Source organism: Micromonospora sp. NPDC002575, assembly GCF_042889525.1.
In the GTDB taxonomy this organism is placed as follows: Bacteria; Actinomycetota; Actinomycetes; order Mycobacteriales; family Micromonosporaceae; genus Micromonospora; species Micromonospora carbonacea.
The window spans coordinates 228,787-253,624 of sequence record NZ_JBIARA010000012.1 but is presented as its reverse complement, the minus strand read 5'-3'; the positions used below and the strand labels follow the sequence as shown (position 1 = coordinate 253,624).

Below are 24,838 nucleotides of genomic sequence, written 5' to 3'. Positions count from 1 at the left end.
TGGTCGAAGATTCCCCACGTAGCAGCACCCTCCGTCACCACCGAATGTGAGACAGAGCCATTCGTTTGACAGCCCCCGCTCGTGCGTACGCCGCTCGGGCCACGCGCAGCCCTACTGACGGCCTTACCAGGGCAGCGGCACGCCGTCCCAGGTGGTGAACGTGCCGGTCGGGCCGTCCGGGCCGAGCGAGGCCACCCGAACGATCTCGCGGGCGGCGTCCTCGACGGACTCCGTCCCCTCGAAGTTCACCAAAGCGGTGCGCGCGAAGCCCGGCGAGACGAGGTTGACCTTGATGTCGGTCCCCTCCAGCTCGATCATCATCGCCAGCGTCACGGCGTTGAGCGCAGTCTTCGAGGCGGAGTAAATCGGCTCGAAGGACGAGCGGAGCCCGCTGCGCGGGTCGGCGGCCAGTGTCAGCGAGCCCAGCGCGCTCGTCACGTTCACGATGCGGGCGTCCGGGGACTGACGCAGCAGCGGCAGCATGGCCTGGTACACCGCCAGGACGCCGAAGACGTTCACCTCCCAGACGCCCCGCACCTCGTCGAGCGGCGCCGTGCTCACCCTCGCCAGGGCGCGGCGGTCGACCATGGCGAACGGCCCGGTTCGCGTGGTCGAAATTGCGGCGTTGTTGACGAGCAGGTCGAGCCGGCCGGCCTCCGTCCGGATTTGATCCGCGGCCGCGGCGATCGATGCCGTGTCGGTCACGTCCAGCCGCAGCGCGGTGGCGCCTGCACCGATCCGGGCAGCCACCTCCTCGCCCCGGGCCAGGTCGCGAGAACCGACGTAGACGGCGACGCCGTCGGCGGCCAGCTTCTTGGCGACCTGCCGGCCCATACCCTGATTGGCTCCGGTTACCAGAGCGATGCGATTCGCGGGCACGATGATCCTGCCTCTCGATGCGGCGGTCGGAACGGGGCTTACGTCTACGAGCATGGGCATCGCGCCGAGCGGGAGGAAGACCAGGCTGAGCCTGGTCCTGGCAGGGCCAGGCAACGGCCGGGCGGGTCGGGACAATGGAAGCCATGCAGACGAGGATCAGGGCGGACTTTGGAGCGTATTTGCGTTATCGGCGGGCCACGATGAAGGCACCCGAGCAGCCGGTCGGGAGCCGTGCCTCCCGGCGACGCGTTCCCGGGCTGCGCCGCCAGGAGCTCGCCGAGGCTGCTGGGATCTCGGTCGAGTACTACACCCGCCTGGAACAGGGCCGGGCGCCGCGGCCGTCGCGGGAGATCCTCAGCTCGCTGGCCCGGGCCTCGGGCATGACCGGCGCCGAGCGGGACCATCTGTTCCGTCTCGCCGGTGAGGTGCCGCCCGAGCCGATGGCCGGCGACAGCGCGAACCGGCCGGGACTCCTTCGGATGCTGCACCACCTCGATGACACGGTGCCCGTCACGGTGCATGACGGGCGGCTGGACGTAGTGGCGCGCAACGCCGCGGCCGCTGAGCTCCTCGGACCGCTGCCCGGTGCGGGCCGCTTCCGCCGCAACATCGTGCACCACGGCTTCAACGCCGTCGCACGGCGCGTGCTCGGCGACGAGGGTGCCCACCACTACGCCCGTTGGGCCACGGCCGAGCTCCGCGCGGCGATGGGCCGCTACCCGGACGACGACTACCTCCGGTCGCTGCAGGTGGAGCTGGCCGCGACCAGCGCCGGCTTCCGCAGCCACTGGGAGCGGGGCGAAGTCACCGCCGCCCGATCCGGCGTGAAGCGGCTTCACCATCCCACCCGCGGCCGGCTCAATTTCCAGAGCGAGATCCTGCACGACACCGAGAGCAACCACTGGGTCGTGATCTACGCTCCGATCGCTTGAAGGCACGGCTTCGAAAAGCTTCGAGGCACGCGTTGAACCCAACCGTGCGCGGCCGGCCCCTGCTCCAACGCGGCGGCAAGCTGACCCAACTGCTCGTCGGTGAGCAGGCACGCCGACCCTGACGGCCCTTCGACGCCAACCCGACCTCACCGTCGGCCCGCCACCGCCGCCGCCACACGTAGACAGCGTTGTGCGACACCCGCAACCGTCTGGCGATCTCCGGCACCGCACGCCTTGACCGAACAACGCAGCCGCCTGCAACCGCACTGCCTCACGACGGGCACGGCCCTCAGCCGTCAGCCCACCACCATCGGGATAGCGCACCCGAACCAGATACGTAAGCCATCGGCCACCGTCACGTCGACACGCCGCACCGACCTCGCCCTAACTCTGACCCTTCAAACTCTGTAGCAAGTGTGCCCCCGGCAGGATTCGAACCTGGGCCCCCGCCTCGGGAGGGATGTGTCCTACCCGTACGACATATGCGTGTGACCTGGCCAAACACCGGAAGGACAGGAGAGGCAAGGCCACTTCGACACGTATTCGGCCCCCACTTGCTGCACCTCCTTGGCGATCCACCCCGCGCCAGCGTGCCTCGTGTCGCTTTGGGTCAATTGGGTGATTTGATCGGGCGGGCAGCGAGATCCATCGGAAGCGACTACTTTCACCGGAAAGCAGCCGCCGCGGCGATCGTGTTGCCCCGAGGAGGAACTTTCAGTGAACATTCGGAGAAAGATGTCGGCAGTTCTTGGCGCTGCCCTTCTTTCAATCACCATGACGCCCACTCCTGCCTCTGCCGCCGGGTCGGGCGGAGGCTGTAGGCAACCGTATGTCTTTGGCAACTGGTACGTGTACGAGGTCTGTGCCTATCCTAGTGCGCAGTCAGTCCATGGCTATGCCAGACTAAATTCATACCAAACTGGAAGTTGCAGCTATTATCGCGTGTACCTCGTCGCATACGATGGCGCTGAGCAGGATGAGTATCTGTCAACGAGTGCTCAACAGTGCTCTACGAAGTCCTCCCCGGTGGTGTACGAGTGGGAGCCGTTCGACAACCCGTTTATTGATTACTACAAGGCAAGATTCAAGGCATTCGACAGTGCTGGAAATGTCACCCTCAGTCTTGACAGCCCAATAGTCACCCCTTAGTGACCTGATTATCGGGAAGCAGCACTCCTGCCCGCGCGGCGTTTGCGTGATCACCCTCTGTCGCGCGATGGGCTGGGCTGCATGCGGCGCGCTGGCTGCCGGCGCGGGCAGGATGCGGGATGCTGATCACTCTTGGGGATGATCAAATCTCTCTCGGTGGGCCATTACCCCAGAAGAATCACAACCCACGCTATCTGGACTCGCGCGGCCGGGTTCACGCCCGAGGCGTACGCCTCTCCGCTGGCCCGGGCGCGTGCGACCTGCGGCACGCGGCCGTGTCGACCTGGCCTCAACGGGGGTGCCGCCGACTCAGGTAGCGGAGTGGGCCGGGCGGTCGGTCGAGGTGCTGCTTCGGATCTACGCCGAGTGCCTCGACGGGGGCGATGAGGCAATGCGGCGGCGCATCGAGCGGGCCCTTGGCCACGACTGAGCCCGTGCCGAACGTTGGCACGCATATGGCACAGGCACCCGCCAAGGGCCGTTGACGGCCGGGCACAGCCGGACACACGATGAAGGCCACTGACCGGGTCTGCCCTGGTCAGTGGCCTTTTCGCGCTAGTCAAAGATTCCCTAGCAAGTGTGCCCCCGGCAGGATTCGAACCTGCGCCCCCGCCTCCGGAGGGCGGTGCTCTATCCCCTGAGCTACGGGGGCTCAGCGACGGGAGAAGACTAGCAAACGTCCCCACCGAACGCCGAATCGGTATCCGGCCCCGGCGGGTCAGGCCGCGATGGCCCGTCCGCAGCTCGGCAGCGGGTGCAGGACGATCCGCCGGGGCAGCCGGCGCGGCCACTCGTTCTTCGGCCAGGAGCCGTCGACGATGAGGTGCACCGGGTTCTCCTCGGCCCCGCTGAGCCGCAGCACGAAGTCGCGGGGCAGCGGCGGGTCGACCGACGGCGTGGTGATCATGAAGCGGACGCGGCCCCGGGACGACACGGCGGAGACCACGTCGGCCGCCGGCATCGTGCCGCGCAGCCGCACCCGGCCGAGCCAGTAGACCTCGGCGAGGTGCTCCTGGGCGGCCCGGGTGATCGCCGGGTACTCCAGGCGTACCCAGTGCTCGACCGCGCCGACGCAGAGCCCGCAGGCGCGCTCGCGCGGCTCGCGCGGGCCCAGACCCCAGGCCCGCAGGTACGCCCCGACGGCGCCCGCGTCGGCCCGGGGGTCGAAGCGGCGCTGGACGAGCGTGGTGAGGCTCTGCCGCGTCCACAGCTCCTCGTCCAGGCCGAACTCGTCGGGGTGGACGCCGCGCAGGACGTCGATCAGCTCCAGTTCCTGTTCGCGGCTGAGGGCTCCCGGCTCGCCCTGCCGCTGTCCGCGACGGACGGCTGCCACCGTCCCGTCACCGCCGATGGTGTGGCGTCGGCACCAGCTGGTGACCGACCGCCGTGCGTCTCTGAGTGCAACCCCCACGTCCTGCGCAACGAGCTCGAATCGCAACTGGTCACGATATGTGGGTAGAAAACTCTCTCAATCCGCCAAAGGGTCGGATTGCCGCTAAACGGACATGACTCGCCGGCGGGCACGGGAGCGGACACGGGAAAGGCCCGCGCCGTCGCCGGGTTCGGCGGGGCGCGGGCCTCCCGGTGCCGGGGCCCGGCGGATCAGCCCTTCGTGAGCCGGTCGCGCGCGGCCGTGAGATTGGTCAGGTCGGTCTGCTGCGTGTTCTTCATCGTCTGGGCCACCCGCACGACCTCGGGATCGTCGCTGACGTCCAGGATGCCGTCGATCATGTGGACGCCGCCCAGGTGGTGCTGGATCATCATCTCCAGGAAGAGGACGTCCTTCTCCCGGCCCCGGGGGGTGTCCCGCAGCTTCGCCATCTGCTCCGGGGTGGCCATCCCCGGCATCAGGCCGTTCTTCATCGACGCCGCGCCGTCGGGCATCCACGCCATCCGCGGCTGCGACCCGGTCGGGTCGAGGCCCCAGGAGCGCAGCCACGTCTGCATGGTGCCGATCTCGCCCTGCTGGCCGGTGGCGATGTCGCCTCCGATGCTGACCACCTCGGCGTCGGTGCCCTGCTGGAACGCGATCAGCCCCATCTCCACCGCCTGGGCGTGGTGGGTGGTCATGTCCCGGGCGAAGCCCGCCTCGGCCGACGCGTCACCCGGGCGGGTGAGCTTCGGCGTGAGCAGGCCGCCCGCGTACCCGAGGAGGAGGCCGACCACGACGGCGGCGACCACCGCCAGCGTGCCGAACCGGCGCGCGCCCGTCGCCGCGCCGGCGTCGCCGGTCGCCGGGGCCTCGGCCGTGTCGGGTTCCGTCGTCGTGGGTGCGGTCATCGGCGTCCTCGTCCTCGGTGGTGACTGGCCCGGATCACTGGGTGGGCATCTGGGCGCCGTCACGCGGCGTGGTGCCGGTGGCGGTGATGCCAGGCTGCCCGCAGTTGGCGGTGGGGCCCTCGATCGAGGCGTTCACCCGCAGCGTCTTGATGAACTCGTCGATCCGGCTGTCGTCGGCGTTGTCGACCTTGAGCTGGTAGCCCCACGCCTGGAGGGAGATCGGCTTGTCCAGCCCCTCGTACGGGCTGAGCATCAGCTTCTCCTGGCCCTGGACCCGCTCCCTGAGCTTGGCCACCTGGTCGGCCGGCAGGTCGGGGCGGTAGGTGATCCACACCGCGCCGTGCTCCAGGCTGTGCACCGCGTGCTCGCTGGCGATCGGGGCGTCGTAGACGTCGCCCATGCAGTTCTGCCAGGTCGCGTTGTGCGGGCCGGCCACCGGCGGGGACTGCGCGTACTTGATCGAGCCCTGCTGGTGGTTGCTGCCCTTGACCAGATCCGGGTCCGTCTTGCGGAAGTTGACGATGCCGCTGATGTCGGCCGCCCGGTCCTCCCACGGCTTCGAGCCCTGGAACGTCGCCCAGGCGCCGAAGCCGACGATGGCGACGGCGAGCACGCCGACTGCGGTGAACAGCGCGATCGGGCCCCACGAGCGGCCCTGGCTCACCTTCACCGGTGCGATCGGCTTGCGGGGGCCCTTGCCCTTGCCGCCCGCCGAGGGGCGTGGGGCGTCGCCCGTCGACTTGCCGGCCCCGGCCTTGGCGCCGGGCGCCGGCCGGCCCGCCGCCGGCTTCTTGCCGGTGGTGACCACGGTCGGACGGCGCTCCGGGCCGCCCGGGGTGCTGATGCTCATCGTGCCTCGTCAGGTCGGTCGGTCAGAGTGGGTGGCGGGCCGGTCTTCACGCGCAGGGTCGCCGCCGAGTGACCGAGTCTACCCCCGATAACATGGTTCGGTGACTCCCGCAGAACTGGCCGAGGTCGTCCTCTCCGCAGCCCACGCAGTCTTCGCCGACCGGGGCCTGGACAGCTCCGCGCTCCCGGGGCGCACCGCCGTCGAGCGACCGCGCAACCCGGAGCACGGCGACTACGCCTCGACGCTCGCCCTCCAGTTGAGCAAGAAGGTGGGCGTGCCGCCGCGGGAGCTGGCCGCGGCGCTCGCCGAGCAGCTCGGCCGGGCCCCCGGGGTCAAGTCGGTGGAGATCGCGGGGCCGGGCTTTCTCAACATCCGGCTCGACGCCGCCGCCGCCGGCCAGCTCGCCCGGTCGATCGTCGAGGCCGGCCCGGCGTACGGCACCGGCACGGCCCTCGCCGGCCAGAAGATCAACCTGGAGTTCGTCTCGGCCAACCCGACCGGCCCGGTGCACATCGGCGGGGTCCGCTGGGCCGCCGTGGGCGACGCGCTGAGCCGGCTGCTGCGCGCCACCGGCGCCGACGTGGGCACGGAATACTACTTCAACGACGCCGGCTCCCAGATCGACCGGTTCGCCCGGTCCCTGCTGGCCGCCGCCAAGGGCGAGCCCGCCCCGGAGGACGGCTACGGCGGCGCGTACATCGCGGAGATCGCCACCGAGGTCCGCAGCCGCCGGCCCGACGTGCTGGAGCTGGACGACGCCGCCGCCCAGGAGGTGTTCCGGGTCGAGGGCGTCGAGCTGATGTTCGAGGAGATCAGGTCCTCGCTGCGCGACTTCGGGGTGGAGTTCGACACCTACTTCAACGAGAAGGACCTGCACGACCGGGGCGAGCTGGACCACGCCCTGGCCCGGCTGCGCGAGCAGGGCCACCTCTACGAGGCCGACGGGGCCACCTGGCTGCGCACCACCGACTTCGGCGACGACAAGGACCGGGTGCTGCGCAAGTCCAACGGCGAGTGGACGTACTTCGCCGCCGACTGCGCCTACTACCTCGACAAGCGCGAGCGCGGCTTCGACCGCGTGGTGATCATGCTGGGCGCCGACCACCACGGCTACATCGGCCGGATGAAGGCGATGTCCGCCTGCTTCGGCGACGACCCGGCCGTCAACCTGGAGATCCTGATCGGCCAGCTCGTCAACCTGGTCCGCGACGGGCAGCCGGTGCGGATGAGCAAGCGGGCCGGCACCGTGGTCACCCTGGAGGACCTGGTCGACGCGATCGGCGTGGACGCCTCCCGGTACGCGCTGGCCCGCTACTCCAGCGACTCGCCGATCGACATCGACGTGGAGCTGTGGACCCGGGCCACCCGCGACAACCCGGTCTACTACGTGCAGTACGTCGCCGCGCGCACCGCCAGCGTGGGCCGCAACGCGGCCGAAGTGGGCCTGACCCGGGGCGACGCCGAGGCGTTCCGCCCCGAGCTGCTCTCCCACGACAAGGAGAACGACCTGCTCAAGGCGCTCGCCGAGTTCCCGGCCGTGGTCGCCACCGCCGCCGAGCTGCGGGAGCCGCACCGGGTGGCCCGCTACCTGGAGGAGCTGGCCGGGGCGTACCACCGGTTCTACGACAACTGCCGGATCCTGCCGCGCGGCGACGAGGAGGTCACCGACCTGCACCGGGCCCGGCTCTGGCTCAACGACGCCACCCGCACGGTGATCGCCAACGGGCTGCGGCTGCTCGGCGTGTCCGCCCCGGAGAGGATGTGACATGCGAGCGCGAGGAGTGAGCTTGCGAGCCCCGCAGTCGCGAAGCGGAGACCGGTGCATGCGAGCGCGAGGAGTGAGCTTGCGAGCCCCGCAGTCGCGAAGCGGAGACTGCTGATGCGGGCGCACGAGGCCGGTGCGCTGCACGGCGACATCGGCAGCCGGGGGCCGGCGTGGCTGCGTACCCCGGTCGACGTCAACGCCCTGGTGCCGCCGCTCTGGCCGCGCACGGTGACCCGGGCCGCCGACGGCGCGCTCGCCGTCGGCGGGCTCGGCGTGCGCGAGATCGCGGCCGAGTTCGGCACCCCGGTGTACGTGCTCGACGAGGACGACCTGCGCTCGCGCTGCCGCGACTTCCGGGCGGCCTTCCCCGACGCCGACGTCTACTACGCGGGCAAGGCGTTCCTGTGCCGGGCGGTGGTGCGGATGATCGCCGAGGAGGGCCTGTTCCTCGACGTCTGCACCGGCGGCGAGCTGGCCACCGCGCTGTCGGCCGGGATGCCGGCGGAGCGAATCGGCTTCCACGGCAACAACAAGTCGGTGGCGGAGCTGACCCGGGCCCTGGACGCGGGGGTGGGGCGGATCGTCCTCGACTCGTTCACCGAGATCGACCGGCTCACCGCGCTGGCCCGCGAGCGCGGGGTCCGCCCCGGCGTGCTGATCCGGGTCACCGTCGGCGTGGAGGCGCACACCCACGAGTTCATCGCTACGGCGCACGAGGACCAGAAGTTCGGCTTCTCGCTGGCCGGCGGGGCGGCTGCCGCCGCCGCGTTCAAGGTCGTCGACGAGGGCGTGCTGGACCTGCGCGGCCTGCACTCGCACATCGGCTCGCAGATCTTCGACGCCAGCGGGTTCGAGGTCTCCGCCCGCCGGGTGCTCGCCCTGCAGGCGCAGATCCGCGACGCCCGGGGCGTCGAGCTGCCCGAGCTGGACCTCGGCGGCGGCTTCGGCATCGCGTACACGACCCAGGACGACCCGGCGACCCCGCAGGAGCTGGCCAAGCGGCTGCGCAAGATCGTCGACGGGGAGTGCGCCGCCGAGCGGCTGGCCGTGCCGCGCCTGTCCATCGAGCCCGGCCGGGCCATCGTCGGCCCGGCGGTGTTCACGCTCTACGAGGTCGGCACGGTCAAGGACGTCGACGGCCTGCGCACCTACGTGAGCGTGGACGGGGGGATGAGCGACAACATCCGCACCGCCCTCTACGACGCCTCGTACTCGGCGACGCTGGCCTCCCGGGCCTCGGCCGCCGAGCCGCTGCTCGCCCGCGTGGTGGGAAAGCACTGTGAGTCCGGGGACATCGTGGTGAAGGATGAATTCCTGCCCGCTGACGTGCAGGCCGGAGATCTTGTCGCGGTGCCCGGGACGGGCGCCTACTGCCGGAGCATGGCCAGCAACTACAACCACGTGCCCCGCCCCGCGGTGGTGGCGGTGCGCGCCGGCCGGGCGCGATTGATCGTCCGGCGGGAGACGGAAGAGGACCTGCTCGCATTGGACGTCGGATGATCTCACCTGTGCGCTTGGCGCTGCTCGGCTGCGGAACGGTCGGCAGCGAGGTGGTGCGGCTGCTGCACGAGCAGTCGGCCGACCTCGCGGCCCGCATCGGCGCGCCCCTGGAGATCGCCGGCATCGCCGTGCGCCGGCTCGGCCGGGACCGGGGCGACCTGCCGGTCGACGAGGCGCTGTTCACCACCGACCCGCTCGGCCTGATCAAGCGGGACGACGTCGACGTGGTGGTCGAGGTCGTCGGCGGGATCGAGCCGGCCCGGGGCTGGCTCGTCGAGGCGCTGCGGGCGGGCAAGAGCGTGGTCACCGCCAACAAGGCGCTGCTCGCCGAGGACGGCCCGGCCCTGCACGACGCGGCGGCCGAGGGCGGCGCCGACCTCTACTACGAGGCGTCGGTCGCCGGGGCCATCCCGCTGCTGCGCCCGCTGCGCGACTCGCTGCACGGCGACCGGGTCAACCGGGTCACCGGCATCGTCAACGGCACCACCAACTTCATCCTCTCCGCCATGGACGCCACCGGCGCCGGCTTCGCGGAGGCCCTGGAGGAGGCCACCGAGCTGGGCTACGCGGAGGCCGACCCGACGGCCGACGTGGAGGGCTTCGACGCGGCGGCCAAGGCGGCGATCCTCGCCTCGCTGGCGTTCCACACCCGGGTCACCGCCGCCGACGTGCACCGCGAGGGGATCACCGAGGTCACCGCCGCCGACGTCGCCAGCGCCAAGGCGATGGGGTGCACGATCAAGCTGCTCTGCATCGCCGCCCGGGGCCGCGACGCCGCCGGCCGGGAGACGGTCAGCGTGCGGGTGCACCCGGCGATGATCCCCCTGACCCACCCGCTGGCCAGCGTCGGCGACGCGTTCAACGCGGTGTTCGTCGAGGCCGAGGCGGCCGGGCAGCTCATGTTCTACGGCCGGGGCGCGGGCGGCGCGCCGACCGCCAGCGCCGTGCTCGGCGACGTGGTGGCGGTGGCCCGCAACCGGCTCGCCGGGGTACGCGCGCCCAGCGAGTCGGCGTACGCGGATCTCGCGGTGCGGCCGATGGGGGAGGCGCTGACCCGCTACCACATCAGCCTCGACGTGGCCGACCGTCCGGGCGTGCTCGCGGCGGTGGCCGGGGTGTTCGCCCGGCACGACGTGTCCATCGCCACGGTCCGGCAGGGTTCGGCGGACGGCCCGGCCGGCTCCGGCGACGCCGAGCTGGTCATCGTCACCCACGTCGCGCCGGACGCCGCGCTCGCCGCCACGGTCGAGGAGCTGCGCGGGCTGGACATCGTGCGGTCGGTGGCGAGCGTCCTGCGGGTCGAGGGCGGGGCCTGACGCGGCTGGTCCGCCGTCCCTGCTCGCCCCGCCGGGCGGCGCGCCCGCCGCTGCGTGCGCGCTCGCGTCTCGCCTGGTGGTTACGCTCAGGTGCGGCGTGGGCCGGCCGGCAGGGCTGGTCCACGCTGGGTGTGCCCGGTCTGTCGGCGGGGCGGTAGAGGTGAGGAGAGCGACATGTGGCGGGGTCTGATCGAGACGTACCGGGACCGGCTGCCGGTCACCGACGCCACCCCGGTCGTCACCCTGCACGAGGGGAACACCCCGCTGCTGCCCGCGCCGGTGCTCTCCGCCCGGCTCGGCTGTGACGTCTACCTCAAGGTCGAGGGGGCCAACCCGACCGGCTCGTTCAAGGACCGGGGCATGACGGTCGCGGTCTCCAAGGCCGTCGAGCACGGCGACAAGGCGATCATCTGCGCCTCGACCGGCAACACCAGCGCCTCCGCCGCGGCGTACGCGGCCCGCGCCGGGATCACCTGCGCCGTGCTGGTGCCGCAGGGCAAGATCGCGCTGGGCAAGCTGGCCCAGGCGCTGGTGCACGGGGCTCGGCTGCTCCAGGTCACCGGCAACTTCGACGACTGCCTGGCGCTGGCCGCCAAGCTCGCCCAGGACTACCCGGTCGCGCTGGTCAACTCGGTCAACCCCGACCGCCTGCACGGGCAGAAGACGGCCGCGTTCGAGATCGTCGAGGCGCTCGGCGACGCGCCCGACATCCACTGCCTGCCGGTCGGCAACGCCGGCAACATCTCCGCCTACTGGATGGGCTACTCGGAGGACCTGCGCGACGGCAACGCCACGAAGGCGCCGAAGATGTACGGCTTCCAGGCCGCAGGTGCCGCCCCGATCGTCACCGGCCAGGTGGTGCACGAGCCGTCGACCATCGCCACCGCCATCCGGATCGGCAACCCGGCGAGCTGGACGAAGGCCGTCGACGCCCGGGACGCCTCCGGCGGCCTGATCGCCGCCGTCAGTGACCGGGAGATCCTGGCCGCCTACCGGCTGCTGGCCCGCGAGGTCGGCGCGTTCGTCGAGCTGGGCAGCGCGGCCAGCGTCGCCGGGCTGCTCCAGCAGGCCGCCGCCGGCAAGGTGCCGGCCGGCTCGACGGTCGTCTGCACGGTCACCGGGCACGGCCTGAAGGACCCGGAGTGGGCGATCTCCACGGCCCCCGCCCCGATCACCATCGGCAACGACGCCCTCGCCGCCGCGCGCTCCCTCGATCTGGCCTGACCCCGCGCCGGCCCGGCGGTCCACCTCCCGCCCCCGCCGGCGGGCGCGACACGCCGCCGGGGCGGGGCGACGCGACCCCTGGCCCGGACGGGATGATTGCATCGGGCACACTCTTCGTTACCGAGCTGTCCCGCCTTTTCTTCCCAGGAGTGAGCCACGCCGATGTCGCTGCTCGCCAGATTCAGCCTCGCCAACCGAGGGCTGGTCGCCCTCATCGCGCTGGTCACGACGCTGTTCGGCCTGTTCGCCGTGCCGTCGTTGAAGCAGCAACTCCTGCCGTCGCTGGAGTTTCCGGGCGCGTTCGTCGTGGCGGTCTACCCCGGTGCCGCGCCCGAGATCGTCGAGTCGCAGGTCACCGAGCCGATCGAGAACAGCATCCAGGGCATTCCCGGGCTGGAGAAGGTCACCTCCACCTCCCGCGAGGGCTCGGCCACCGTCCAGGTGGAGTTCACGTTCGGCACCGACCTGGACAACGTGGTCAACAAGATGGAGACCGCGCTGAACCGGATCGACAGCCAGCTCCCCGAGGGCGTCGACCCGCAGGTCCTCACCGGCACCACCGACGACCTCCCGGCCGTGGTGCTCGCCGCGTCGGGCGGCGGCGACGAGCGGGCGCTGGCCGACCGGCTGCGTGACACCGTCGTGCCGGAGCTGGAGGCGATCGACGGGGTCCGCACCGTCGCCGTGACCGGCACCCGGCAGCAGGTCGTCACGGTCACCCCGGACCCGGCGAAGCTGGCCGCCGCGAAGCTCGCGCCGACCGCCATCGGCACGGCCCTGAAGACCAACGGCGTCGCCGTGCCGGCCGGCGCGGTCAGCGACGGATCGCGGGCCCTCACCGTCCAGGTGGGTACGCCGATCCGCTCCGTCGACGACCTCAAGGGCATCGTGCTCACCCCGACCGCGCCCAAGGCGGCCCCGGTGAAGCTCGGCGACGTGGCGGCCGTGGAGCAGCAGCTCGCCCCGCCCACCTCGTTCACCCGCACCAACGGCCGGGACAGCCTCGGCATCGCCGTCACCGCCGCGCCGGACGGCAACGCCGTCGAGATCTCCCACGAGATCCGCGACCGCCTCGCCGACCTGCGTTCGGCCTCCGGCGCGGAGCTGACCGTCGTGTTCGACCAGGCCCCGTTCGTGGAGAAGTCCATCGAGAGCCTCACCACCGAGGGCCTGCTGGGCCTGGTCATGGCGGTCGTGGTCATCCTGGTCTTCCTGCTGTCGGTGCGCTCCACCGTGGTCACCGCCGTGTCGATCCCGTTGTCGGTGCTGGTGGCGCTCATCGCGCTCTGGATCGGCGACTACTCGCTCAACCTGCTCACCCTCGGCGCGTTGACCATCGCGGTCGGCCGGGTGGTCGACGACTCGATCGTCGTGCTGGAGAACATCAAACGCCACCTGGAGTACGGCGAGCCGAAGCGGCAGGCGATCCTCGCGGCGGTCCGCGAGGTGGCCGGCGCGGTGACCGCGTCGACGCTGACCACGGTCGCCGTGTTCGCCCCGATCGCGCTGGTCGGCGGCTTCGTCGGGCAGCTCTTCGCGCCGTTCGCGATCACCGTGACGGTGGCCCTGCTCGCCTCGCTGCTGGTCTCGCTCACGGTGATTCCGGTGCTGGCCTACTGGTTCCTCAAGCCGAAGCAGGGCGGGGCGGACGACGAGGCCGCGCGCCTGGCCGCCGAGGAGAAGGAGCTGCGCAGCCCCTTGCAGCGGGGCTACCTTCCGGTGATCGGGTTTGCCACCCGCACCCGGAGGACCCGTTGGATCACGGTCGGGCTGGGGCTGGTGGTGCTGCTCGGCACGTTCGTCCTCTCCGGCGCGCTGAAGACCAACTTCCTGGACGACTCCGGCCAGGACACCCTGACCATCACCCAGCAGCTCCCGGCCGGCAGCGGGCTGGCCGCCACCGACCAGGCGGCCCGCCAGGTCGAGTCGGTGCTCGACCGGGCCGAGGGCGTCGAGACGTACCAGGTCAGCGCCGGGGGCAGCGACCAGCCGTGGGGGGGCGGCGGCGGCAACAACGCCGCCACCTTCTCCGTGACGCTCGACGGCGAGACCGATGTCGCCGAGGTGAAGCGGGTGCTGCGCCGCGAGTTCGACTCCCTCGGCGCCTCCGTCGGCGAGCTGAGCTTCGGCGGGGCCGAGGCCGGCGGGTCGACCAACCAGATCGAGGTCGTCGTCCAGGCGGCCGACACCGAGGTGCTGGTCCGGGCGGCCGAGCAGGCGCGGGCCGCCATGGCCGGCACGGCCGACGTCGAGGACGTCTCGACCAGCCTGGCCGAGCGGGTGCCGCGGGTGGACGTGACCGTGGACCGGCTGGCCGCGGCGAGGGCGGGGCTCACCGAGGCGGCCGTCGGGCAGCTCGTCGCCCAGGTCTACCGGGGCACCCCGTTGGGGCAGGTCACCGTCGAGGGCGGCCAGCAGGACGTGGTGCTGCGCTCGGGCGCGCAGCCGCCGCTGACGGTGGAGGAGCTGCGAGGGCTGCGCGTCGGCCCGGTCAAGCTGGACGACATCGCCGACATTACCCAGGCCGAGGGGCCGCAGCAGGTGACCCGCATCGACGGGGAGCGCAGCGTCACGGTCACCGGCACGGCGACCGGCGCCAACCTCGGCGCGACCACCGAGGAGCTGCGCAAGAAGCTGGACGCCATCGAGGTCCCCGGCGCGACCATGAGCATCGGCGGCGTCAGCGCCGACCAGGCGGACGCGTTCGCCGACCTGGGGCTGGCCGTGCTCGCGGCCATCGCGATCGTGTTCCTGATCATGGTGGCGACGTTCCGCAGCCTGACCCAGGCGCTGATCCTGCTGATCTCCGTGCCGTTCGCGGCGACCGGCGCGATCGGGCTGCTGCTGGCCACGGGCACCGCGCTGGGCGTGCCGGCGCTGATCGGCGTGCTGATGCTGGTCGGCATCGTGGTCACCAACGCGATCGTGCTGCTGGATCTGATCAACCAGTACCGGGCGCAGGGCATGGGCGTCGGCGAGGCGGTGGTCGAGGGCGGCCGGCGTCGGCTGCGTCCGATCCTGATGACGGCCGTCGCGACGATCTTCGCGCTGCTGCCGATGGCGTTCGGCCTGACCGGCGAGGGCGGCTTCATCAGCAAGCCGCTGGCGATCGTGGTGATCGGTGGCCTGCTCAGCTCCACCCTGCTCACCCTGATCCTGGTCCCGACCCTGTACACGATGGTGGAGAACACCAAGGAGTCGCTGCGGGCCCGCCGCCAGCGCCGCCGGGGCGTACCGCCGGCGGAGCCCACCGGCGACGGCCCGACGCCGGCCGGCGAGCCCGTGCCCGCCGCCGCGCCGGCCGCTGCCGCCCGGCCCGCGCCGTCGGCGGCCCTGGTGGACGGCACCGACCAGTTCGAGGTGCTGCGCCTGCCGAAGAGCCGGCAGTCGCCGCTGCCGCCGCCGGCCGAGTAGCCGCCGCGACCGCGAACGCCCCCGCCGGGTCCCACTCCGGCGGGGGCGTTCGCGCGTCCGGCCGCGTCGGGCATCCGACCGGGTACGGTGAGTCAGAGGTCGCATACTGACGGTATCGGGCCGCTCCGGGTGGCCTGCTGTTGCGCGGGAGCGGGCCATGGCGGACGGCGCTGGCCGGTGGGGGCGGCGGACCGTGCTGCGCCGCGCCGGGCTGCTCGCCGGGGGAGCGCTCGTCGGGGCCGGCGCCACGGTCCAGACCACCTGGATCGCCGACCGGCGGCTGCCCCTGGCCGGCGGCCCGGCCAGCGCCACCGTCGGCGGCGACCTCCAGCAGGTCGGCGGCGGTGAGGTGTCGGTCGTCTGGGGAGTCCGCACCGGCCAGCGGCTGGTGGCGCTCACCTTCGACGACGGCCCCCGGCCACAGTGGACCCCGATGGTGCTCGACACCCTGGAGCGGCACGCCGTGCCGGCCACGTTCTTCCTGGTCGGGCAGCGCGTCCGGCAGCACGCGGACCTGCTGCGCGGCCGGCTCGGCCGGCACGAGGTGGGCAACCACAGCTGGGCGCACCACGACCTGGCCCGGCACGACGCCGCCGAGGTCCACGACGACCTGAGCCGGGCGCACGACGCGATCAGCGAGGCCGTCGGGGTCGCCCCCCGGCTGCTGCGTCCCCCGTACGGGCACCTCGGCGGGGCGGTCCTGCACGCCGCCGCCCGGCTGGACTACCGGCTCGTGCTCTGGTCGTTCCAGATGGCCGAGGCGCGCTTCCCGGACGATCCGGCCGGGCACGCCCGGCGGGTCGTGGCCGGGGTGCGGCCGGGCACGATCCTGCTCGCCCACGACGTCGGGGACGCCCGCCGGCTGGTCGCCCTGCGCGGCCTGCCCGACATGATCACCGGGCTGCGAGGCCGCGGATTCACCTTCGTCACCGTCTCCGAGCTGCTGCGGCTGGCGGGCGCGCCGCAGCCCGGCGGGTAGGCTTCCCGTACGTGTCTCCCACCCTCTCGGTCCTGGTCCGCAACCGCAGCTTCCGCAACCTCTTCCTCGCCGAGCTGGTGGTCTTCGGCGCGGACTGGTTCGTCATGGTGCCGCTGCTCGTCCTGCTGCCGAAGCTGACCGGCAGCGGGGTGTGGGGGGCCCTCGTGCTCGCCCTCGACACCGGCGTGGTGGCGCTGCTGCTGCCGTACACGGGGACGATCGCCGACAGGTTCGACCGCAAGAAGATCATGATGGCGGCCAACGTCGCCGCGCTGCTCGGCGTGCTGCTGCTGCTCGGCGTCCGGGGCGCGGGCACCGCCTGGCTGGCGATGGTGGCGATCGCCGTGGTGGCGGTGGCGAAGGCGTTCTACTCGCCGGCCGCCCAGGCCGCCCTGCCCAACGTCCTCGACCCGCAGGACCTGGCCGCCGGCAACGCCATCGCCGGCTCGGCCTGGGGCACCATGACCGTCGTCGGCGCGTCGCTGGGCGGCGTGCTCAGCGCCGCCGCCGGGCCGTACGCCTGCTTCTGGGTGGCCGCCGGCGGCCTGACGCTGGCGGCGGGCCTGGCCGGGCTGATCCGCCGCCCCCTGCAGGCCCCGCGCGACGCGGCCGTGCCCGCGCAGCGCACCTGGGCGGCGATCCGGGAGGCCCTCGGCTACATCGGGCACCGGCCCCGGGTGCTCGGCCTGGTCACGGTGAAGTCGGCGGTCGGCCTGGGCAACGGGGTGCTGACCGTCTTCCCGCTGCTCGCCGGCGTGTACGGGGTGGGCGCGATCGGCGTCGGCCTGCTCTTCGCGGTACGCGGCGCGGGCGCGCTGGTCGGGCCGATCCTGATGCGGCGGGTGCTGACCAACCGCGCCTGGCTGCTGCCCGGCCTCGCGCTGTCGATGTCGCTGTACGGCCTGGCCTACCTGGGCACGTCGGTGGCGAACTGGTTTCCGCTGGTGCTGGCGCTGGTGTTCGTGGCGCACTTCGCGGGCGGGAGCAACTGGGTGATGTCCAACTTCGCCCTCCAGGGCGAGGTGCCGGACCGGCTGCGCGGGCGCGTCTTCGCCACCGACATGATGTTGGCCACACTGGCGATCTCGGTGAGCCAGCTGGTGGTGGCCGGGGTGGTGGACCTGGTCGACGAGCGCGTGGTGCTCGCCGGCTGTGGTTTGGTCACCCTGGTCTACGCGGTCGGCTGGCGGGTCGCCACCCGGCGGCTGTCGCTGACCGACCCGGTCGCCGAGCCCACGCCGGCGGGGGCGTGAGGGGCGCGTCCGGTCAGCGCCCCGCCGATCACCAGGCCCAGCCCGGTGGGGTGCAGCAGGGCGAGGACCACGCCGACCGCCGCGCTGTAGCGGGACACCGTGCCGGCGGGCAGCGACGACCACGCCGAGGAGTAGAGGTGGGGCAGGGCGACCAGCCAGGCGATGTTGAGCAGCGCGGTGACCAGCAGGACCACCACGCCGGCCAGCAGCAGGGCCCGCGAGGGGCCCCGCAGGCGGTGGCGGCTCACGGCGGCCAGGGCCAGGCCGGTCACCAGCACCAGCACGGTGGGCAGTTGCGTGGCCGTCTGCACGGCCGCGTACCCCAGGAATTCCACGCCGTCCCCCTCCCGGACCCGTCGGCCGTCAGGCTAGCGAAGGGGGTCACGTCCCACGGGCCGGGCGGGACGCCGCGGGGCCGGTCCGGCGGCCTAGCATGAGCGTCGTGCCGACGACATTCGTGGCCGGGCCGGTGAAGGTCCGGGTCCCCGCCACCAGCGCCAACCTCGGGCCGGGGTTCGACGCGCTGGGGCTGGCGCTCGGCCTGCACGACGACGTGGCCGCCGAGGTGGTGCCCGACGGCGTCCGGGTCGCGGTGTCCGGGCAGGGCGCGGGCGAGCTGCCCGACGACGAGACGCACCTGGTGGTCCAGGCCATGCGGGCCACCTTCGACGCGCTGGGCGCGCAGCCGCCGGGTCTCGCGGTGGAGTGCGTCAACCGGATCCCGCAGGCCCGGGGGCTGGGCTCCTCGTCGGCCGCCATCGTGGCCGGCGTGCAACTGGCCCGGGCCCTGGTCGTCGACGGCGCGACCCGGCTGGACGACGCGGGCGCGCTGCGGCTGGCGGCCGAGATCGAGGGGCACCCCGACAACGTCGCGCCCTGCCTGTTCGGCGGCTTCACGATCGCCTGGACGGAGCCGACCGGCGCCCGCGCGGTCTCGCTGCCCGTGGCCGACGGGGTGCGCCCGATCGTCTTCGTGCCCGCCGAGCGCGGGCTGACCGCCGTGGCCCGCGCCGCGTTGCCGGCGACCGTCCCGCACGCCGACGCCGCGCTCAACGCCGGCCGGGCGGCGCTGCTGGCGCACGCCCTGACCGCCGAGCCGGCGCTGCTGCTGCCCGCCACGGTCGACCGGCTGCACCAGGACTACCGCGCCGCCGGCATGCCGGACTCGTCGGCCCTGGTGAAAGCGCTGCGTGCGGCCGGTGTGGCCGCCGTGATCAGTGGGGCCGGGCCCACCGTGCTGGCGCTCACCGAGCCTGCGGAACATTTCGCGCCCGGGGCCGGTTGGCAGGTCTGGTCGTTGGGTATAGACAGCCGCGGAGCGCGTGTCACGCGGGGTACACTTGAACACGCCGAGCGGGACCCTGTTGCCGCAGGTCGGAAGAGTTGATTACGCTCTAGGCCTAGCACAGCCGCGAAGCATGCGATCCTCCTGCGGGTCGGCGCACCCCCGAAGCTGTCGGCGGTCAGCCCGTCACCCCTGCCCAAGGCCCACGCCGCACCGCAGTTTCCGCAGGTCGCCGCAGACGGCGAGACCTGCTCACCGAGGTTGGTGAGTCGGGGAAACCGGCCGGCTGCTGTGTCACAGTCTCCCGCGACGCGTCATGCGAGGCGGGTGCACCGAGGCCGCCCGGCCACCTGCTTGTCGACTCCGGGCAGTCCCGGCCTATCGAGGGAAGGAATCCATTGAGCGACACCACCGACGTGACGTCGGATGTTTCCAACGTCGCTGGCGATGCCACCGCCGCTGCCCCCACCCGTCGTCGGCGTAGCGGCACCGGCCTGTCGGCGATGCTGCTGCCGGAGCTGCAGAGCCTGGCCGCGTCGCTCGGCATCTCCGGTACGGCTCGCATGCGCAAGGGCGAGCTGATCAGCGCGATCTCCGAGCGGCAGGGCGGCGCCGCCGCCGGGACCCCTCGTCCACGGGCCGAGGCCGCGGCGGCCGCCGCCGCTCCTGCCCGCGAGGAGGTGCGCGCCGAGGTCACCCAGGCCCCGTCGGGCGCCGACCAGAACCGGGCCCCGGCCGAGCCGGCCGCCGCCCCGGCCGAGGGCCGGACCCGGACCCGGCGCAGCCGGGCCGTCGCGGCGGCCGAGTCCCGGCCCGCCGAGGCGGAGACCCGGCCGGCGGAGACCCGGGCCGAGGAGCCGCCGGCCGCCACTGCCACCGTTCCCGCCGCCGAGCCCGCCGAGCGGGTCGAGGGGCGTCGGGAGCGGGGCGGCCGGGACCAGGCCGACCGTGCCGAGCGCGGTGACCGGGCCGACCGTGCCGAGCGCGGTGACCGGGCCGACCGTGCCGAGCGCGGTGACCGGGCCGAGCGCACCGACCGCAACGAGCGCACCGACCGCAACGAGCGGGCCGAGCGCACCGACCGGGGCGAGCGGGCCGACCGCGGCGGTGACCGCAACGAGCGGGGCGACCGTGCCGAGCGGGCCGAGCGGGGCGAGCGTGACCGCAACGACCGTGGCGAGCGGGCCGAGCGCGAGCGGGGCGACCGCAACGAGCGGGCCGACCGCGGCGACCGCAACGACCGCAGCGACCGGGGCCAGCGCGCGGAGCGGGACAACGGCGACGACGACGACGAGGGCGGCGGCCGGCGGGGCCGGCGCAGCCGCTTCCGCGACCGCCGTCGGGGCCGTGGCGAGCGCGGTGAGGGCGACGGCGCCGCCGGTGGCGGCGGCGGTCGCGAGCCGCAGGTGAGCGAGGACGACGTGCTCGTCCCGGTCGCCGGCATCATCGACGTGCTCGACAACTACGCCTTCGTCCGGACCACCGGCTACCTGGCCGGCCCCAACGACGTCTACGTCTCGATGTCCCAGATCAAGAAGTACGGCCTGCGCCGGGGCGACGCGATCACCGGCGCGGTGCGGGCGGCCCGGGACGGCGAGCAGCGGCGGGACAAGTACAACCCGCTGGTGCGGCTCGACACGATCAACGGGATGGAGCCCGAGGAGGCCCGGCGGCGGCCGGAGTTCTACAAGCTCACCCCGCTCTACCCGCAGGAGCGGCTGCGGCTGGAGACCGAGCCGCACATCCTGACGACGCGGGTGATCGACCTGGTCATGCCGATCGGCAAGGGCCAGCGGGCGCTGATCGTCTCGCCTCCGAAGGCGGGCAAGACGATGGTGCTCCAGGCGATCGCGAACGCCATCACGCACAACAACCCGGAGTGCCACCTGATGGTGGTGCTGGTGGACGAGCGGCCCGAAGAGGTCACCGACATGCAGCGGTCGGTGAAGGGCGAGGTCATCGCGGCCACGTTCGACCGGCCGCCGCAGGACCACACCACGGTGGCGGAGCTGGCGATCGAGCGGGCGAAGCGGCTGGTCGAGCTGGGGCACGACGTGGTCGTGCTGCTCGACTCGGTGACCCGGCTCGGCCGGTCGTACAACCTGGCGGCGCCGGCCTCCGGCCGGATCATGTCGGGTGGTATCGACTCCACCGCGCTCTACCCGCCGAAGCGTTTCCTGGGCGCGGCCCGCAACATCGAGAACGGCGGCTCGCTGACCATCCTCGCCACCGCGCTGGTGGAGACCGGTTCCATGGCGGACACGGTCATCTTCGAGGAGTTCAAGGGCACCGGCAACGCGGAGCTGAAGCTCGACCGGAAGATCGCCGACAAGCGCACCTTCCCGGCCGTGGACGTCAGCGCGTCCGGCACGCGCAAGGAGGAGATCCTGCTCGCGCCGGAGGAGCTGGCCATCATCCACAAGCTCCGCAAGGTGCTGCACTCGCTGGACTCGCAGGCGGCGCTGGACCTCCTGCTGGACCGGCTCAAGCAGTCCCGCACCAACATCGAGTTCCTGATGCAGATCGCGAAGTCCACACCGGGCGAGTGATCCGGTAGGCAGTACGCGCGGAAGGGCACGGCCGGCCACGGCCGTGCCCTTCCGCGCGGTGCCGCGTGCGCGGTGCGCCCCCCTGCGGGCGCGGTGCGCCCCGTGACCCGGGGTGAGAAGGGAACCCTTCTCTACCGGATGCGTTAACAAGGTGCCCTTCCTTGCATCCGGGGAATGCGGGAGGGGACCGGCACGTTGACGAAGCCGGACCTGCTGTGCGGCCCGCCCGAAGGGTCGGCTCACGCCCATGGCACACTGGTCAATCGGCCACCGGTTCCGGTTCACGCCCGATCCCGACGCGCACCCTCGTCGGGGCCGCCCGGGCGACCCGGCGACCACCAAGCGAGAGGACCGAGGCGACATGAAGCCCAACATCCACCCGGAGTACACGACCACCGAGGTCACCTGCTCCTGCGGCAGCACCTTCACGACCCGCAGCACCGCCAAGGGCGGTTCCATCCACGTCGAGACCTGCAGCGCCTGCCACCCGTTCTACACCGGTAAGCAGCGCGTTCTCGACACGGCCGGCCGGGTCGCCAAGTTCCAGCAGAAGTACGCCAAGGTTCAGGCCAAGAAGGCCAAGTAGCTCTCCGTTCGGCGCCCGCGTCCGGCTTCCCGCCGGGCGCGGGCGCTGTCCGTATTGCCCTCTCCCGTCCGGATGTCGCCGGCCGGTAGTCGTCGTCGAAGGAGCACCCGAGCATGAGCAGCGAGCGGCTGGCGGCCCTCCTCGACGAGTACGCCGAGCTGGAGAAGCGCCTCGCGGACCCGGCGATCCACGCCGACCAGAGCGTCGCCCGCCGGGTCGGCCGCCGCTATGCCGAGCTGTCGCCCCTGCACAAGGCGGCCGGCGAGCTGGAGCAGGCCCGCGCGGACCTGGCGGCGGCCCGGGAGCTGGCCGCCGAGGACCCGTCCTTCGCCGGCGAGGCGGAGTCGATCGCGGCCGGGCTGCCCGCCCTGGAGGAGCGCCTCGCCGAGCTGCTGATCCCGCGCGACCCGCACGACGCCAAGGACGTGATCGTCGAGATCAAGGCCGGCGAGGGCGGCGAGGAGTCCGCCCTGTTCGCCGGGGACCTGCTGCGGATGTACACCCGGTACGCCGAGCGCCGCGGCTGGCTCACCGAGGTCATCGACGCGCAGGACTCCGACCTGGGCGGGGTCAAGGACGTCTCGCTGGCGATCAAGACCAAGGGCGTCCCGGAGGGCGGCAACGGCGTGTGGTCGCGGCTCAAGTGGGAGGGCGGGGTGCACCGGGTGCAGCGCGTACCGGTCACCGAGTCGCAGGGGCGCATCCACACCAGCGCCGCCGGGGTGCTGGTGCTGCCCGAGGCCGAGGACGTCGACGTCACCGTCGACCCCAACGACCTGCGGATCGACGTGTTCCGCTCGTCGGGTCCGGGCGGGCAGTCGGTGAACACCACCGACTCGGCCGTGCGGATCACCCACGTGCCGACCGGGATCGTCGTCTCCTGCCAGAACGAGAAGTCGCAGTTGCAGAACCGGGAGCAGGCGATGCGCATCCTGCGGGCGCGGCTGCTGGCCGCCGCCCAGGAGCAGGCCGACGCCGCCGCCTCGGACGCGCGCAAGGCCCAGGTGCGCACCGTGGACCGCTCGGAGCGCATCCGCACGTACAACTTTCCGCAGAACCGCATCACCGACCACCGGATCGGCTACACGGCGTACAACCTCGACCTGGCCCTCGCCGGTGAGCTGGACGGCGTGCTGGACGCCCTGGCCGACGCGGACCGCGCGGCGCGGCTGGCCGGCGACCCGGAGCTGACCCGCCGCTGAGGCGCGGCCGGCGGGGCCAGGCCGCCGCTGCGCGGCCCCGGTGCCGCGCCGCCGGTGGGAGCGGCCCCGGTGCCGCGCCGGCGGTGATAGGGCCCCGGGCAGGGGCTCAGCCGGCGCGGAGGCGGTTCTTCGCGGCGAGCATCTCGCGGTCGGCGGTCTCGAACGCCGCGCCGATCGCGCCGCGCAGGCCCGGGCCGTTGGCCTCGACCTCGGCGAAGCCGATGGTCACCCCGACCGGGGTGCCGGGCACCAGCGCCTCCCAGTCCTCCGTGCGCACCGCCGCCTCGATCCGGCGGGCCACGTCGGCCGCCTCGGCCATGCCCGCGCCGGAGAGCACCACCACGAACTCGTCGCCGCCGTAGCGGGCCACGAAGTCGCCCCGGCGCATGACCCGGTTGATCACCCCGGCGATGCGCTGGAGGACCAGGTCGCCGGAGTGGTGGCCGTGGCGGGTGTTGACCGCCTTGAAGCCGTCGAGGTCGCACACCCCGATCACCACCCGCTCCCCGCCGGCCACGACGGCCGCGATGTAGCGCTCCAGCCGGCGGCGGTTGGGCAGGCCGGTCAGCGGGTCGGTGAGCGCCTCGCCCTCGAACCGGGCCGCCTCCCGCCGCATCTCCTCGTGGTCGATCCGGGCGGCGATGCCGTCGATGTAGACGTCCCGCAGCCGGTCGTTGCGCTGCGCGGCGAGGCGGAACGCGTGCCGGTCGGCCCGGTGGGCCGCCGCGTGGTCGCCGGCCCGGGCGTACGCGATGCTGCGCAGCCGCGCCGGCTCGGCCGCGCCGAGGGTCTCGTTGGAGACCCGGGCGGTGTCGAGCCGGGTGATCGCCTCGATCGGGTTGCCGGCCGCGATGGCCAGGCAGACCTGGCCGAGCTGACGCATGTCCCGGGCGCGGGCGCTGTCCGCGCCGTGGCCGAGCAGCCGGTTCGGGTCGGCGTCGGCGGCGGTCTCCACCCGGTCGCCCAGGGCGGCCCGGCGGGCGGCGGCGTAGCCGTACGCGGCCAGGCTGCTTGGGCGCAGCTCCTCGGCGCGCCCGCCGCGCAGGAACCGGCCCAGGTCGGCGGCCACGTCCCGCAGCACCCGCAGGCAGCCGTCGCTGTCGCCGTTGTGGTCGAGGGCGACGGCGTTGCGCAGCCGGATGCCGGGCGCGGCGAACGTCTCCTCGGGGATGCCGGCGGCCAGCCCGAGCTGGCGGGCGCGCTCGATCGCGCCGAGCGCGTACCCGTGGAAGCTGAGGTAGGAGTAGGCCATCGCCAGGTCGTGCCAGCCCCAGGCGGTGTCCCGGTCCGGGTCCTCGACCGCGCCCAGCGCCCGGGCCGCCTTCACCAGGTGGGTGACGCAGCGGTCGAGCGCCCCCTGGTGGTGGGCGGCGAGCGCGGCCAGCGCGTTGAGGTGCCCGTGCAGGTAGGGCTCGGCGAGGTCCCGTACGGCGGCGGACGCCTCCTCGATGGCCCGGGTGTATTCGGCGGTGCGCCCGAGATTGATCAACGCGGAGAGGCGCTGCACGAGCGCGTCGGCCCGGGCGTACTGGTCGTCCGTGCTGCGGATCACGCCATCGAGGAGGAGACACGACTCGGCGGAGCGACTCACCTCCTGCAGGGCGCGCGCCCGCGTCAGGACGTCAACCTGGTCGTTGACCCGGTTGAGCCACCCCACCCGCGACCTCCCTGTCGG

19 protein-coding genes and 1 tRNA gene are annotated in these 24,838 nt (G+C 72.9%); 12 read left to right on the top strand and 8 right to left on the bottom strand.

Annotation, left to right across the window (positions count from 1 at the left end):
• Window positions 1-123: 123 nt before the first annotated feature.
• Entirely contained in the window at window positions 124-879 is a 756-nt protein-coding gene (locus ACFYWL_RS19745; RefSeq protein WP_386974628.1) for an SDR family NAD(P)-dependent oxidoreductase, read from the bottom strand.
• A 143-nt stretch (window positions 880-1,022) separates the two neighbouring features.
• Here ACFYWL_RS19745 and ACFYWL_RS19740 point away from each other — a divergent pair, with 143 nt between their 5' ends.
• Window positions 1,023-1,811, top strand: coding sequence for a helix-turn-helix domain-containing protein (locus ACFYWL_RS19740; protein ID WP_386974626.1), 789 nt, complete (start codon window positions 1,023-1,025; stop codon window positions 1,809-1,811).
• On the opposite strand, the gene ACFYWL_RS19735 is transcribed toward ACFYWL_RS19740, so the two are convergent.
• From ACFYWL_RS19735 to ACFYWL_RS19715, 5 genes are all read right to left on the bottom strand, one after another.
• Window positions 1,738-2,010 carry a hypothetical protein gene (locus ACFYWL_RS19735; RefSeq protein WP_386974670.1) on the bottom strand — a complete coding sequence of 91 codons (273 nt, stop codon included), beginning with the start codon at window positions 2,008-2,010 and terminating at the stop codon, window positions 1,738-1,740. The genes ACFYWL_RS19740 and ACFYWL_RS19735 overlap by 74 nt on opposite strands.
• Before the next feature lie 1,530 nt (window positions 2,011-3,540).
• A tRNA-Arg gene (locus tag ACFYWL_RS19730) sits at window positions 3,541-3,612 on the bottom strand.
• Between the two features lie 66 nt (window positions 3,613-3,678).
• A complete protein-coding gene (locus ACFYWL_RS19725) occupies window positions 3,679-4,371 on the bottom strand; it encodes a winged helix-turn-helix domain-containing protein (RefSeq protein ID WP_386974668.1) in 693 nt (230 codons plus the stop codon).
• Between the two features lie 191 nt (window positions 4,372-4,562).
• Window positions 4,563-5,240 carry a DUF305 domain-containing protein gene (locus ACFYWL_RS19720; protein ID WP_386974624.1) on the bottom strand — a complete coding sequence of 226 codons (678 nt, stop codon included), beginning with the start codon at window positions 5,238-5,240 and terminating at the stop codon, window positions 4,563-4,565.
• Window positions 5,241-5,274: 34 nt separating this feature from the next.
• A complete protein-coding gene (locus tag ACFYWL_RS19715) occupies window positions 5,275-6,090 on the bottom strand; it encodes a DUF3105 domain-containing protein (protein WP_386974622.1) in 816 nt (271 codons plus the stop codon).
• Between the two features lie 100 nt (window positions 6,091-6,190).
• On the opposite strand from ACFYWL_RS19715, the gene argS reads away from it, so the two are divergent.
• From argS to ACFYWL_RS19680, 7 genes are all read left to right on the top strand, one after another.
• Window positions 6,191-7,855, top strand: a complete 1,665-nt coding sequence (gene argS, locus ACFYWL_RS19710) for an arginine--tRNA ligase (protein WP_386974620.1) — start codon at window positions 6,191-6,193, stop codon at window positions 7,853-7,855.
• Window positions 7,856-7,969: 114 nt separating this feature from the next.
• A complete protein-coding gene (gene lysA, locus ACFYWL_RS19705) occupies window positions 7,970-9,355 on the top strand; it encodes a diaminopimelate decarboxylase (protein WP_386974618.1) in 1,386 nt (461 codons plus the stop codon).
• An 8-nt stretch (window positions 9,356-9,363) separates the two neighbouring features.
• A complete protein-coding gene (locus ACFYWL_RS19700; protein ID WP_282328548.1) occupies window positions 9,364-10,671 on the top strand; it encodes a homoserine dehydrogenase in 1,308 nt (435 codons plus the stop codon).
• Between the two features lie 174 nt (window positions 10,672-10,845).
• Entirely contained in the window at window positions 10,846-11,895 is a 1,050-nt protein-coding gene (thrC, locus tag ACFYWL_RS19695; RefSeq protein ID WP_386974616.1) for a threonine synthase, read from the top strand.
• A 162-nt stretch (window positions 11,896-12,057) separates the two neighbouring features.
• Window positions 12,058-15,309 (top strand): efflux RND transporter permease subunit, encoded by a 3,252-nt coding sequence (locus ACFYWL_RS19690; protein WP_386974614.1) that lies wholly within the window; start codon window positions 12,058-12,060, stop codon window positions 15,307-15,309.
• 157 nt (window positions 15,310-15,466) lie between these two features.
• Window positions 15,467-16,288 (top strand): polysaccharide deacetylase family protein, encoded by an 822-nt coding sequence (locus tag ACFYWL_RS19685; protein WP_386974612.1) that lies wholly within the window; start codon window positions 15,467-15,469, stop codon window positions 16,286-16,288.
• Window positions 16,289-16,299: 11 nt separating this feature from the next.
• Window positions 16,300-17,541, top strand: coding sequence for an MFS transporter (locus tag ACFYWL_RS19680; RefSeq protein ID WP_386974610.1), 1,242 nt, complete (start codon window positions 16,300-16,302; stop codon window positions 17,539-17,541).
• On the opposite strand, the gene ACFYWL_RS19675 is transcribed toward ACFYWL_RS19680, so the two are convergent.
• Entirely contained in the window at window positions 17,460-17,876 is a 417-nt protein-coding gene (locus ACFYWL_RS19675) for a hypothetical protein (protein WP_386974608.1), read from the bottom strand. The genes ACFYWL_RS19680 and ACFYWL_RS19675 overlap by 82 nt on opposite strands.
• A gap of 98 nt (window positions 17,877-17,974) precedes the next feature.
• On the opposite strand from ACFYWL_RS19675, the gene thrB reads away from it, so the two are divergent.
• From thrB to prfA, 4 genes are all read left to right on the top strand, one after another.
• On the top strand, window positions 17,975-18,928 hold the full coding sequence (gene thrB, locus ACFYWL_RS19670; protein WP_386974606.1) for a homoserine kinase: 954 nt from the start codon (window positions 17,975-17,977) through the stop codon (window positions 18,926-18,928).
• Between the two features lie 296 nt (window positions 18,929-19,224).
• A complete protein-coding gene (gene rho / locus ACFYWL_RS19665; protein ID WP_386974604.1) occupies window positions 19,225-21,375 on the top strand; it encodes a transcription termination factor Rho in 2,151 nt (716 codons plus the stop codon).
• Window positions 21,376-21,736: 361 nt separating this feature from the next.
• Window positions 21,737-21,961, top strand: a complete 225-nt coding sequence (gene rpmE / locus ACFYWL_RS19660; protein ID WP_043966028.1) for a 50S ribosomal protein L31 — start codon at window positions 21,737-21,739, stop codon at window positions 21,959-21,961.
• A gap of 113 nt (window positions 21,962-22,074) precedes the next feature.
• Window positions 22,075-23,163, top strand: coding sequence for a peptide chain release factor 1 (gene prfA, locus ACFYWL_RS19655; protein WP_386974602.1), 1,089 nt, complete (start codon window positions 22,075-22,077; stop codon window positions 23,161-23,163).
• Window positions 23,164-23,269: 106 nt separating this feature from the next.
• Here prfA and ACFYWL_RS19650 read toward each other — a convergent pair whose 3' ends face one another.
• Window positions 23,270-24,820, bottom strand: coding sequence for a diguanylate cyclase (locus tag ACFYWL_RS19650; protein ID WP_074472762.1), 1,551 nt, complete (start codon window positions 24,818-24,820; stop codon window positions 23,270-23,272).
• Window positions 24,821-24,838 lie beyond the last annotated feature (18 nt).